Source organism: Rhizobium mayense (assembly GCF_030272705.1).
GTDB lineage: Bacteria > Pseudomonadota > Alphaproteobacteria > Rhizobiales > Rhizobiaceae > Rhizobium > Rhizobium mayense.
In genome coordinates, this window is the sequence record NZ_JARFYM010000012.1 from 49,830 (window position 1) to 61,845 (window position 12,016).

At 59.2% G+C, this 12,016-nt stretch carries 14 protein-coding genes; 11 read left to right on the forward strand and 3 right to left on the reverse strand.

Annotated features, from left to right (window positions below):
- Positions 1-3 precede the first annotated feature (3 nt).
- The 5 genes from purS (at position 4) to PY649_RS16655 (ending at position 3,035) form a co-directional block, all read left to right on the forward strand.
- Positions 4-246 carry a phosphoribosylformylglycinamidine synthase subunit PurS gene (gene purS, locus PY649_RS16635; protein ID WP_283058429.1) on the forward strand — a complete coding sequence of 81 codons (243 nt, stop codon included), beginning with the start codon at positions 4-6 and terminating at the stop codon, positions 244-246.
- 103 nt (positions 247-349) lie between these two features.
- Positions 350-1,021 carry a phosphoribosylformylglycinamidine synthase subunit PurQ gene (gene purQ, locus PY649_RS16640; protein ID WP_285869671.1) on the forward strand — a complete coding sequence of 224 codons (672 nt, stop codon included), beginning with the start codon at positions 350-352 and terminating at the stop codon, positions 1,019-1,021.
- Positions 1,022-1,155: 134 nt separating this feature from the next.
- Entirely contained in the window at positions 1,156-1,560 is a 405-nt protein-coding gene (locus tag PY649_RS16645; RefSeq protein WP_285869672.1) for a hypothetical protein, read from the forward strand.
- Positions 1,561-1,812: 252 nt separating this feature from the next.
- Positions 1,813-2,301 (forward strand): hypothetical protein, encoded by a 489-nt coding sequence (locus PY649_RS16650; RefSeq protein ID WP_285869673.1) that lies wholly within the window; start codon positions 1,813-1,815, stop codon positions 2,299-2,301.
- Between the two features lie 200 nt (positions 2,302-2,501).
- Positions 2,502-3,035 carry an AAA family ATPase gene (locus tag PY649_RS16655; RefSeq protein ID WP_285869674.1) on the forward strand — a complete coding sequence of 178 codons (534 nt, stop codon included), beginning with the start codon at positions 2,502-2,504 and terminating at the stop codon, positions 3,033-3,035.
- Between the two features lie 45 nt (positions 3,036-3,080).
- Here the strand turns inward: PY649_RS16655 and PY649_RS16660 are convergent, their stop codons facing one another.
- Positions 3,081-3,320 carry a DUF1127 domain-containing protein gene (locus PY649_RS16660; protein WP_285869675.1) on the reverse strand — a complete coding sequence of 80 codons (240 nt, stop codon included), beginning with the start codon at positions 3,318-3,320 and terminating at the stop codon, positions 3,081-3,083.
- A 104-nt stretch (positions 3,321-3,424) separates the two neighbouring features.
- On the opposite strand from PY649_RS16660, the gene PY649_RS16665 reads away from it, so the two are divergent.
- The 4 genes from PY649_RS16665 to PY649_RS16680 all read left to right on the forward strand — a co-directional run bounded on the left by PY649_RS16665 (position 3,425) and on the right by PY649_RS16680 (position 8,248).
- Positions 3,425-4,843, forward strand: coding sequence for an aminotransferase-like domain-containing protein (locus tag PY649_RS16665; RefSeq protein ID WP_285869676.1), 1,419 nt, complete (start codon positions 3,425-3,427; stop codon positions 4,841-4,843).
- A 280-nt stretch (positions 4,844-5,123) separates the two neighbouring features.
- Positions 5,124-5,609, forward strand: a complete 486-nt coding sequence (locus tag PY649_RS16670) for an acyloxyacyl hydrolase (RefSeq protein ID WP_285869763.1) — start codon at positions 5,124-5,126, stop codon at positions 5,607-5,609.
- A gap of 155 nt (positions 5,610-5,764) precedes the next feature.
- Positions 5,765-7,996 (forward strand): phosphoribosylformylglycinamidine synthase subunit PurL, encoded by a 2,232-nt coding sequence (gene purL, locus PY649_RS16675; protein WP_285869679.1) that lies wholly within the window; start codon positions 5,765-5,767, stop codon positions 7,994-7,996.
- Between the two features lie 18 nt (positions 7,997-8,014).
- Positions 8,015-8,248, forward strand: coding sequence for a BolA family protein (locus PY649_RS16680; protein WP_004108912.1), 234 nt, complete (start codon positions 8,015-8,017; stop codon positions 8,246-8,248).
- On the opposite strand, the gene PY649_RS16685 is transcribed toward PY649_RS16680, so the two are convergent.
- Together PY649_RS16685 and PY649_RS16690 are read right to left on the reverse strand one after the other, a co-directional pair.
- Positions 8,234-9,439 carry a hypothetical protein gene (locus PY649_RS16685; protein ID WP_285869680.1) on the reverse strand — a complete coding sequence of 402 codons (1,206 nt, stop codon included), beginning with the start codon at positions 9,437-9,439 and terminating at the stop codon, positions 8,234-8,236. The two genes, PY649_RS16680 and PY649_RS16685, sit on opposite strands and share 15 nt — an antisense overlap.
- Before the next feature lie 143 nt (positions 9,440-9,582).
- Positions 9,583-9,933: a hypothetical protein gene (locus tag PY649_RS16690; protein ID WP_285869681.1), complete on the reverse strand. Its 351-nt coding sequence runs from the start codon at positions 9,931-9,933 to the stop codon at positions 9,583-9,585.
- Positions 9,934-10,308: 375 nt separating this feature from the next.
- On the opposite strand from PY649_RS16690, the gene grxD reads away from it, so the two are divergent.
- On the forward strand, positions 10,309-10,644 hold the full coding sequence (grxD, locus tag PY649_RS16695) for a Grx4 family monothiol glutaredoxin (protein ID WP_285869682.1): 336 nt from the start codon (positions 10,309-10,311) through the stop codon (positions 10,642-10,644).
- Between the two features lie 139 nt (positions 10,645-10,783).
- On the forward strand, positions 10,784-12,016 hold the full coding sequence (locus tag PY649_RS16700) for a multidrug effflux MFS transporter (protein ID WP_285869683.1): 1,233 nt from the start codon (positions 10,784-10,786) through the stop codon (positions 12,014-12,016).

The following is a 12,016-nucleotide window of genomic DNA, read 5'->3' on the forward strand; positions in this document are numbered from 1 at the left end:
ATCGTGATCAAGGCTCGTGTTACCGTCACGCTGAAAAACGGCGTTCTCGATCCGCAGGGCAAGGCAATCGAAGGCGCTCTCGGCGCTCTCGGCTTTGACGGCGTCCATCAGGTCCGCCAGGGCAAGGTTTTCGACCTCGAACTTGACGGCGCCGACAGGGCCAAGGCCGAAGCGGAGTTGAAAGCCATGTGCGAAAAGCTCCTCGCCAACACGGTGATCGAGAACTTCAGCATTTCGATCGACTGATTGTCTTCTTTCGCGAGCCGTCCTTCCTTTGCTTTAGGCAATGGAGTATGGCTCACCAAGAACATTCCGCCGACTACTCTTCGCCTATTGCGGGACCAGCATCATGAAATCAGCAGTCGTTCAACTCCCCGGCCTCAATCGCGACCGTGACATGATCGCGGCGCTGACCAAGATTTCCGGCAACGCGCCCATCACGGTCTGGCAGACCGAAACCGAGATCCCGGATGTCGACCTGATCGTCATTCCCGGTGGCTTTTCTTATGGCGATTATCTGCGCTGCGGCGCGATCGCGGCTCGCATGCCGGTCATGCAGGCCATCAAGGAGAAGGCCGACAAGGGCGTCAAGGTTCTCGGCGTCTGCAACGGTTTCCAAATTCTGTTGGAAGCCGGCATGTTGCCCGGTGCGCTGATGCGCAACGCCTCGCTGAAATTCGTCTGCCGCGAGATCAAGCTCGAGGTCGTCAACGCCGAAACCGATTTTACCCGCGCCTATGCTAAGGGCCAGGTGATCCGCTGCCCGATCGCTCACCATGACGGCAACTATTTTGCCGACGCGGAGACGCTGGCGGCAATCGAAGGCAACGGCCAGGTGGTGTTCCGCTACGCTGAAGGCACCAATCCGAACGGCTCCATCAACGATATCGCCGCCGTAATCAATGCCAAGGGCAATGTGCTTGGCATGATGCCGCATCCGGAGAACCTGATCGAAGCGGCCCACGGCGGCTCCGACGGTCGCGGCCTCTTTGCCTCCGCCCTCGACGTTATTGCCGCCTGAGGCGGTGTATTCACACCGATAGCAGGATTGCCATACCGGACGGCGTTTTGTCGCGAACAAGGCGCCGGAAGGGTTTCGCTTCACACCATCACAAGCCAAGAGCTGCCCTAACCGATTTATTGGAAGAGAGATTGATGCGCCCTCACCTCGTTACCGGATTGTATTCTGCCGCCACTCTCACAGCGCTTGGCCTGCTCGTTACGTCCTGTGGGACACACGCTCCGACGGTAACGACAGATCAGCATAGCGCTTTGTCGACGATGGAACGCGTCATGCTCAGCGCGAATGCCTGCTGGTTCAAATCGGCCGATCCGGCCTTTGCGGGTTACCAGCTCGCCCCCGAGCTGAATTCCTACACCGGCCGTCCGCGCATTCTCGTGGTCGACAAGAAACATCCGACGGGCCGGCCATCTCTCGTGGTCCAAGCCGAAGGCAACCCGGCGCAGTTGCAGGCCTTCGGCCCCATGATGTCAGGCGCCTCCGGCGGCCGCATCACCGGCGATGTCAACCGCTGGGCGGCAGGCACGAAGGGTTGCTGAGGCGCCACCGACCCAAAGCACTATGCGATCGCGGCGCGATGTTCACCGAAGTTGGCTGTCCTTCACATGCCGATTGCGAACGCCCGTGGCCAGAGACCAGCGTGCCGGCTCTCACAAACGCCTCGTCATCGCGAACTGAAGCAAACTGGTGCAACTCCACGTAGCTAACAGTTAATTACATTCCGCGCCATCAACCGATCCGCCAGACATACCGCAAGGAAAAAAACGGCAAGTGATTTGGAGGATTGCGATATGACTACCCGAAGGACCTTTTTCCTGGCGGCTTCCGCCGCCGCTGTCGCGGCGGCCATGCTTGCAGCGACAGGTTGTAGTACGTCCTCTCCAGTTCCAATGACCGTTCCGACCGCTCAGAGCATAGCCCGCCTTGCACCTTCGGGCACAGTCAGCCTCACCGAAACGTTCGTAGGCGGGGTCGGTGCTGGGCAAGGTGTTCTCACATTCCGCGGCCAAACCTATCCATTCAAGCTTTTAGGCACCGTTATAGGACCCGGCAGTGTATCCAGACTGGAGGTCGCCGGTGACGTCTATAAGCTCAACAACCTTTCAGATTTCCCCGGCCCTTACGCGCAAGGCACCGGGCCTGTAGGTGTTGAGACAAGCGGCAATAGTGAACTGTGGCTACAGAACAAGGCCGGCGTCATCATGCATCTCAAGGGCAAGGATGCCGGCGTAACGTTGAGTTTGGGGCGCGATGAAATCATCATCGAGATGAGCCAATGAGATGGCTGAATAAGGGCCTGACTTTTGCGTCGATGAAATGAGCGGAAGCTTAGCTCCCGCGATTGACCAGCGTCCCAACGGCATCTGCGCCACGGTCGCGTGTAGGGTTTCTAATGCGCAGCCTGCATCTGCGAAGCCTGCATCGTCATCCAAGCGCGAGCATGAATCAGGGGTGGCCCGCAATTTTGGAGATGTCTGCCTTGGATCGATTTATTGTCATTTCCGGATGTTCCGGCGGAGGCAAGTCGACGCTGCTTGAAGAGCTTAGGCGCCGTGGCCACCAGGTCGTGGAGGAACCCGGGCGTCGGATCGTCGTCGAGGAATTGGGTAGCGGCGGTTCGGCTTTGCCGTGGGCCGACGCCCCCGCCTTCGCGCGCCGAGCGATGGAGATGTCCATTGCCGATCGTTCCTCGGCCGCCTTCGCTCCCGGCCTGGTATTCTTCGACCGGGGCCTGATCGATGCCGCCGCGGCGCTGCAGCACCTGACCGGCGAAGCCACTTTGGCCGCGCTGCGTCAGTTCCATCGTTATAACAAGCATGTGTTCCTGACGCCGCCGTGGCCGGAAATATATGTCGCGGACCGCGAGCGAAGGCATGATCTTTCGGCAGCCGTCGCGGAATATGACCGGCTGCGCATGGTTTATCCGTCGCTCGGTTATCAGGTTCACATCTTGCCGAAGGTGCATGTCGAGGAGCGTGCGGACTTCGTACTTTCCACGTTGAATAGCGCCTAGGCGCCATCCGCTTTGATCTCTACACAGTCTCCTCTCGCCACCTCATCAATCCCAGAAAAACGATTTGTTCACCTCGTCCACGGCCTCCCCTCGGGTCAGGCCAATGTCGCGCAACTCGTTGTCCGTCAGATAACGCAAGGTCCAACGACTTTCTCGCTTCTGCATCCAGAGTGCAAAAGCATCGAGAAGACGACGTGCCAATTGCGAAATCTGCGCGTAGGTGCGCGGCCTTCCCGCGTCAGCCAGGGTGCACTCTTCGATGTGAATTGTCTCTATTGTATCCATTTATTTGCTCGCTTGATCGTGACAAATGGGAGGTATCGAGCCAAACGACACAAATTGCTCATAATATTGACTCTATCGGCGAAGCAATCTAAGAAATTGTCATTATGACAAATTGGCTGCCTGACATATCGAACGGGACCGGACCGGTTTACATCCGTGTCGCCGACAGCATCGAGAACGCGATCACCCACGGCGTGCTGCCGCCGGGCACGAAACTGCCGCCGCAGCGCAATCTCGCCTACGATATCGGAGTGACGATTGGCACGGTCAGCCGCGCCTATGCGCTCGTGCATGAGCGCGGCCTCGTCGCCGGTGAGGTCGGCCGCGGCACCTATGTGCTCGAGCGCGCCAACGGCAAACAGATAGAGCAGGTTGACCCGATCACGCAGGCGCTCGCCGGGACTCGCGGTCTTGAGGCTCCCGGCGACAAGATCCGCTTCGACACGACAGCAGCACCCGACATCGGCCAGGGCGAGGTTATCGGTCGGCTCTTCGCGGATATCAGCCGCGACCACCAGACAGAGATTTCCTCTTATTCGCGCAATTTTCCGGCAAACTGGTTTCGTGCCGGCCAGGTCTGGCTTGCCCGTAACGGTTGGCAGCCGGCAATCGAAACCATCGTGCCGACGCTCGGCGCCCATGCCGCCGCCATCGCCGTTATCTCCGCCGTCACCTCTCCCGGCGACAAGATCGTTTTCGAGAACCTGACCTATACGCAGGTCAGCCGCGCCACCCGTCTCCTCGGCCGCCGCTCGGTGCTGGTGGATTCCGACGAGCACGGCATTATTCCCGACGATTTCGAACGCCTCTGCCAGCAGCAGCATCCGCGTCTGGCTTTCCTGATGCCGACGACGCACAATCCGACGCTGGTGACCATGCCGGAGGCGCGCCGTCGCGCCATCGCCGCGATAGCGCGCCGCCACAGCGTCTGGCTGATCGAAGACGATCTCTATGGCGGCATGACCGAAGATCAGAATCCGCTGATGGCAGCTATTGCGCCTGAACGCACCTTCCTGGTCAGCGGCCTGTCAAAATCGGTGACCGCCGGCGTGCGCGGCGGCTGGGTCGCCTGCCCGCAGCATTTCGCCCAACGCATCAAGGTCACCCACAAGATGACGACCGGCGGCCTCCCCTTCATCCTGGCTGAAACCTGTGCTCGGCTGGTGCTTGGCGGTCACGCGCTGGCGCTGCGTCGTCAGGCAGTCGAGGAAATCCGCGCTCGCGAACAGTTGGCGCGGGAAGCGCTGTCGGGCTTTGAATTCACCTCGCATCCGCACGTCCCCTTTCTTTGGCTCAAACTACCCGAGCCCTGGCTTTCCGGCACGTTCAAGAATGCTGCCTTGGCAGAGGGCGTGCTCGTCGACGATGAGGACGAGTTCAAAGCCGCCCGCACGGACAAGGCCTATCATCGCGTCCGCGTCGCGTTTTCCTCACCGCCGCGACGCGACGATGTCGCGAGTGGATTCATGATATTACGCCACCTTCTGGACAACGGCTCAGCGGGTTACGACAGCCACATATGAGGGCTGTCTCACGGCCGTTTATGACAGCACTGTTGCGGTTCCGCAGCAGATTTGGGGAAATGCACGGTCACATAATTTCACCGGCTTTACCTCGACCCCCGCGATGCTGCCACTTGGTTAATGAATCGCGAATCGCTTGCCTTTTGGGGTTGGTGCATGGCTGTTGACGCTGTCTCTGGCGGCCGCTTTTGGAAATTTGTGATCACAGCTATTGTAACGATTGGAGCAGTTTTTTGTCGCCGAGGAATCCGCTTCCGCGGATGCTCAAACAGCCCCGAATATCAAAATATTCGACGAACTTCGCTTCGGCGCCAGTGGCTCCATCCAGACAGGGCATGACCGCGAAGCCGGCGCGTTCACGGAATTCGAGGTGTTCTTCAATCCCTTTGGCTACAACCCGACAGACGGTTGGAAAGATCAGCTTTTGCGCCCGCGCAGTCATTTGGGCACTTCGATCGGCACCTCTGATTCAGCAGCGACCCAAGTCTTTACCGGCCTCTCCTGGACGCTGACACACAGCAACGGCATCTTCACGGAAGTCGGCTTCGGCGGTGTCGTGCACACAGGTAATCTCGACGATTGGGCCGAACCCGGCCCAATGCTCGGCTGTCGTGTGCTCTTCCACGAATATGCCGGGGTCGGCTACAATTTCGACAAGCATTGGAGCCTGATGACGCAAGTGGCACATTCCTCGCACGCCAATCTTTGCGATGGACCGAATGCCGGCATGACGCGCGCCGGGCTGCTGGTCGGCTACAAGTTCTGATCGCCGAGCGGCCATTGAAATTGGAAGCGACGATCGTTCACCTATTGTGAATGCCGGTCATTTTCCTGTCGCACCGCAAGTTCACATGCGCTAAAGAGACCTCGATCCCCTGACCGGCCTTCAAACCCTTTACAGGCAAGGACCATCGAGCGCCCATGACCATTTCCAATTCGATCCAGATCACCCCCGAACTGATTACCGCCCACGGCCTGAAGCCGGAGGAGTATCAGCGCATTCTGGATCTGATCGGCCGCGAGCCCACCTTCACCGAGCTCGGCATTTTCTCGGCCATGTGGAACGAGCACTGCTCGTACAAGTCCTCCAAGAAGTGGCTTCGCACCCTGCCGACCAAAGGGCCACGCGTCATCCAGGGCCCCGGTGAGAACGCCGGCGTAGTCGACATCGACGATGGCGATTGCGTCGTCTTCAAGATGGAGAGCCACAACCACCCCTCCTATATCGAGCCCTATCAGGGAGCGGCGACCGGCGTCGGCGGCATCCTGCGCGATGTCTTCACGATGGGCGCGCGGCCAATCGCGGCAATGAACGCCCTGCGTTTCGGCGAACCGGATCATCCGAAGACTCGCCATCTTGTGTCCGGCGTCGTCGCCGGCGTCGGCGGCTACGGCAATTCCTTCGGTGTGCCGACCGTCGGTGGTGAAGTCGAATTCGATGCGCGCTACAACGGCAATATCCTGGTCAACGCCTTCGCGGCAGGCCTTGCCAAATCCAATGCCATCTTCCTGTCGGAAGCCAAGGGCGTCGGCCTGCCCGTCGTCTATCTTGGCGCCAAGACCGGCCGCGATGGTGTCGGCGGCGCAACCATGGCCTCGGCGGAATTCGATGAATCGATCGATGAAAAGCGGCCGACCGTTCAAGTCGGCGACCCCTTCACTGAAAAGTGCCTGTTGGAGGCATGCCTTGAACTGATGCAGACCGGTGCTGTCATCGCGATCCAGGACATGGGTGCAGCCGGCCTCACCTGCTCCGCCGTCGAAATGGGCGCCAAGGGCGACCTCGGCATCGAGCTCGATCTCGACAAGGTGCCTGTACGCGAAGAGCGGATGACGGCCTATGAGATGATGCTGTCGGAAAGCCAGGAGCGCATGCTCATGGTGCTGCAGCCGGAAAAGGAAGCAGTCGCCAAGGCAATCTTCGTCAAATGGGGTCTCGATTTCGCTATTGTCGGCAAGACCACCGACGATCTGCGTTTCCGCGTCATCCACCAGGGCGAAGAAGTGGCAAACCTTCCGATCAAGGATCTCGGCGATCAGGCGCCGGAATATGACCGGCCGTGGCGTGAATCCGACAAGCGCGCCGACCTGCCCGCCAAGCTCGTCGCCGCCCCAGAGGACTATGGCCAGGCGCTGTTGACGCTCGTCGGCTCGCCCAATCAATCCAGCCGCCGCTGGGTCTACGAACAATACGACACGCTGATCCAGGGCAATTCCCTGCAGCTTCCGGGCGGCGACGCCGGTGTCATCCGCGTCGAAGGCCATCCAACCAAAGCACTCGCCTTCTCCTCCGACGTGACGCCGCGCTATGTCGAGGCCGATCCGTTCGAAGGCGGCAAGCAGGCCGTCGCAGAGTGCTGGCGCAACATCACGGCAACCGGCGCCGAGCCGCTTGCGGCGACCGACAACCTGAATTTCGGCAATCCGGAAAAGCCCGAGATCATGGGCCAGTTCGTCGGCGCCATCAAAGGCATCGGCGAAGCCTGCCGGGCTCTCGATTTCCCGATCGTCTCGGGCAATGTCTCGCTTTATAACGAGACGAACGGCATCGCGATCCTGCCGACGCCGACGATCGCCGGTGTCGGGCTTCTGCCGGACTGGAAGTCAATGGCGCGCATCGGGTCGGCCTCGGAAGGCGACCGGATCATCATGTTCGGTATCGACGGCAGCCATCTCGGCTCCTCGGCCTATCTGCGCGACATTCTTGGCCTGACGGACGGCCCGGCTCCGGAGGTTGACCTCTTCGCCGAACGTCGCAACGGCGATTTTGTCCGTTCGGCCATCCGCAATGGCCAGGTCACTGCCTGCCATGACATTTCCTCCGGCGGTCTTGTGCTCGCACTGGCTGAAATGGCCATGGCATCGGGCAAGGGTCTTCGCATCGATCTCGCTGAATCCAAGGGTCTGCCCCATGCCGTACTCTTCGGCGAGGACCAGGCGCGTTACGTCGTTGCGGTGCCATCCGATGTCGCCGATTTCATCTGCATCAATGCCGAAAGCGCCGGTGTGCCCTTCCGTTCCCTCGGCACGGTCGGCGGCGATGCGCTTACCATCGACGGGTTGCTGTCCGTTTCCGTTCGACAGTTGCGCGAGGCGCATGAATCGTGGTTTCCTGCCTTCATGGATGGCAGTGCACTCGCCGCTGCCGAATAAAAGTGAGGTAAATCACTGATGCCAATGAATCCCGGCGATATTGAAGACATGATCAAGGCCGGCATTCCCGGCGCCAAGGTGACGATTCGCGACCTGGCCGGGGATGGCGACCACTATGCGGCCGAAGTCGTGGCCGAAGCCTTCCGCGGCAAGAGCCGTGTGCAGCAACACCAGATGGTCTATGACGCGCTGAAGGGAAATATGGGCGGCGTACTCCACGCCCTGGCGCTGCAGACGTCAGCGCCCGACTGACGAGACACGGGCGTTTTCCTCGTCATTGCCGGCCCCGAAAGTCAGGTCCAGCATGTGGGTCGAGGTGAATGTTGCAAAGCTCGAAGCCGACAGCGGCCCGGCGGTCAAAAGCGTGAAATCGAATGGAGCTCGGATATCCGGTCCGAGCACATATTGCCTGTGCACGCGCAGGAAATCGCGCTTGATCTTGGCATAATGCTGCGACGTCAGCATTTTCTTGAAGCGAATGAAGATGATCGTGGGCTGCGCTATGTCCGCATGTCCGCAGGCAGCGGCGACCTTCGTCTTATAGAAATGGATAGCGTCGGTCAGGCAGTGTACATCAAGCCAGAAAATCTCTCGGCAGCGGGCTATCAGGCCGACGCGCGAACGCAGCACGGCGGCAGGCCGCAACAATGCGCATTGCAGGATGGCGCTGCCGAGCGTGGTGAACACCACGCGCTTGCCTTGGAACAATTCCGGCTCCCGCTCGAGCAGCAGCCCGATCACGTGGGCGGCGACGCTCGAGCCCATGCTGTGCGACGAGATGACATATTCGTCGGCTGGCTCGTCAAGCGCCTGGCGAGCACTGATGGCGCAGGCTTCGATCCACTGCTCGGCACCGATCCCGTTCAATCCCGCCATGGCGACAGCCATTTCCCAGTCGGAAAAGAGGTGCAGCGTATGCAGCCGCTCGGCCTGTGGCAGGAAGACATGGATGAAAAAAGCCACGGCCAAAGCGATACTGCCGATATGGCTCCAGGACGGAAGTCCGAAGACGATGGGCGAGACGGCGATGGAGAGGCTGAGCAATAGCCCAACCAGCATCAGCAGGAACGGAAAGATGAAGAACAGGCCGAACCGCCAGGCATGCCTGAAATAGCCCGTCAGGCCGCCAGAGAACGCGACCCTGGCGGCGGCGAAATAGCCCTGCCCCAGCCGCACAGAAAAAGGCCGCCCATTCAGCTGAGCAACCAGATCGTTATGGTCGAGTATGTGGATTCGGCTCTGGGTCTCCGAGTCCGTTCCCTTGGTATTGACGTCGAAATATGGCGCCCTGCCGAAATTTCGAAGCGTATCCACCGCCACCGAAAAGTCCCAGACAGCCGCACTTTGTTCTGCTGATCGCTCGTAACGGGCCCTATGTGCCGTGGCATCCAACGGTTCAAAGCCGGGGAAGTGAAGGACCACCCTCTTTTTAATGCTGTTCATTATGTTCTTAGTTCCCGGCGGGTATTGGCAGCGACATTTAGATATAGGATGCCGCCAACACCATGATCTTTCGGCTTTTTCATGGCCGACAGAATGCGAAATAAGCGGGAGATTCCCGCGTTAGGGTTAAGGAATCTCTGACGTCAGCAATCGCGCCCGGCATAGGGTGAAAGTTCGGAACAAGAATCGATCGGCGGAGCGGTCATGATTCTCTGGACAGGCGCCGCCTGACCTTGTGCTGCCTGCGCGGCCTGAGCTTGTGCTGCCTGCGCGGCCTGAGCTTGTGCTACCACCGGCGTTGTCGATGTGCGATAGCCGAAGGCGATGCTGAGAACCAAAACGATGACGCCGACCGTGATGGCGCTGTTTAGCATCGATGCTCTGGGGGTACGGACATGTTCGTAGTATTCTCGCTCGCCTTCACTCGTCTCGGAAGCTCCGTAGAATTCCCGCTCCTCGCCGACCTGGCCGTCGGAATAGTGATGATGGCCCATGGTGCCCACTCCCTGAAAAAGCAATGTTCGCAAAGGGACTGGTACTCGCGACGCCGCTCCCTGCGGCATGCCCTGACAACTCTTGCCACTGGTCAAACGACTTCTGCGGCACGATACTAAGCGTCCCTTGCTTATCACCTATGTGTGTTATTCGGCTTCCGCGTTGAAGAAGCAATTTCAAAACGCACTGTTCAAGAAAAGTTGCTAATTCCAACGCTGCGCCATCATTCGGAACCATTGTTGCGCGAAAGCCCATTCATGCGATGAAAAACATATCGGGTGCATGATTGCGGCTGGAAATCGAACCTTCACCTTGCTATTTAAGGATGAGATTTGAAGCTGCGGACCTTGAACCCGCATGTGAAAGGACGAGATATGAGCGGCATTAACGAATTCATCGACAACGAAGTGAAGAACAACGACGTCGTTCTCTTCATGAAGGGCACCCCGCAGTTTCCGCAGTGTGGTTTCTCGGGCCAGGTAGTTCAGATCCTCGACTACATCGGCGTCGATTATAAGGGCATCAATGTTCTGGCCGATTCTGAAATTCGCCAGGGCATCAAGGACTATTCCAATTGGCCCACCATCCCCCAGCTTTATGTAAAGGGCGAGTTCGTCGGCGGCTGTGACATCGTGCGCGAAATGTTCCAGGCGGGCGAATTGCAGCAGCACTTCCAGGAACACGGTATCGCCGTTCGCGGCGCCGCCTGACCGGTCACCGGGCTCTTCCGTCCGGTTTCCATAGTCCAATCGATTTGAAAGGCGCTGCTGTCGGGCAGCGCCTTGACATGTTTATGGGAATAAAACCGTGACGACTACATCTCAGGCTATGTCCAGCGGGCAATTGCCTATGGATAAACGCGAGTTCATCGTACTCGCGGCCTTCATGATGGCGATCAACTCGCTGGCGATCGACATCATGCTCCCCGCCCTTCAGCAGATCGGCTCCAGCCTCGGCGTCGAAAACGAGAATCACCGGCAATATGTGGTGACCGCCTATCTGATCGGCTTCGGCTCTGCGCAGCTTTTCTATGGTCCGTTGTCGGATCGCTTCGGCCGTCGCATTCCCTTGCTGATAGGTCTTGTCGTTTTCATCATCTCCGCCTTCGGCATTGCGCTCATACCCTCATTCGCAGGCCTGCTCGCCCTGCGGTTTATCCAAGGCCTCGGCTCGGCGGCAACCCGCGTTATCACCATCTCCATTGTCCGCGACATCTTCGGCGGTCGTCTGATGGCCGAGGTCATGTCGCTGATCATGATGGTCTTCATGATCGTGCCGGTCATCGCGCCCGGCAGCGGCCAGATCATCATGCTGGTCAGCACCTGGCACATGATCTTCGTCTTCATCGGCACCATGGCGACGCTTGTGGGCCTCTGGATGTACTTCCGGCTTCCCGAAACCCTGAAGCCGGAGAACGTCCGGCCCCTGACAGTCAAATCCGTATCGGCGGGTTTCCGCATTGTCCTGACGAACCGGGTCGCGCTCTGTTACACCCTTGCCAGCACGTTCCTGTTCGGGGCGCTGTTCGGGTTCATCAACTCGGCTCAACAGATCTACAGCGGCATTTACGGACTTGGCGTCTACACGCCCGTCGCTTTTGGCGGTGTGGCGGTATTCATGGCCCTGTCATCCTTCATCAATTCGCAGCTCGTCGGCCGTTTCGGAATGCGGCGGCTGTCGCATGCGGCCCTGATCGGCTTTTCTCTCGTCACCTTCGTCTGGCTGATAGTGCAGCTTTACGGCCCGGCGCCGATGCCCTTCCCGTTATTCATGGTCTTTTTCGCACTGGCGATGTTTCAGTTCGGTTTGATCGGCTCCAATTTCAACTCGCTCGCCATGGAGCCGCTCGGCCATGTTGCAGGGACCGCCTCATCAGTGCTCGGTTTCATGAGCACGGTTGGCGGGGCATCGATCGGTGCCGGCATCGGCCAATATTTCAACGGTACGGCAACACCGATGGTCATCGGTTACTTCACCGTCTCACTGATCGGCTTGATGTTCGTGCTGCTCGCCGAAAAGGGTCGCCTCTTCCGTCCGCACAATGCGCCGCCACCGGCCGATCAATCCCTCGCTTTGCATTGA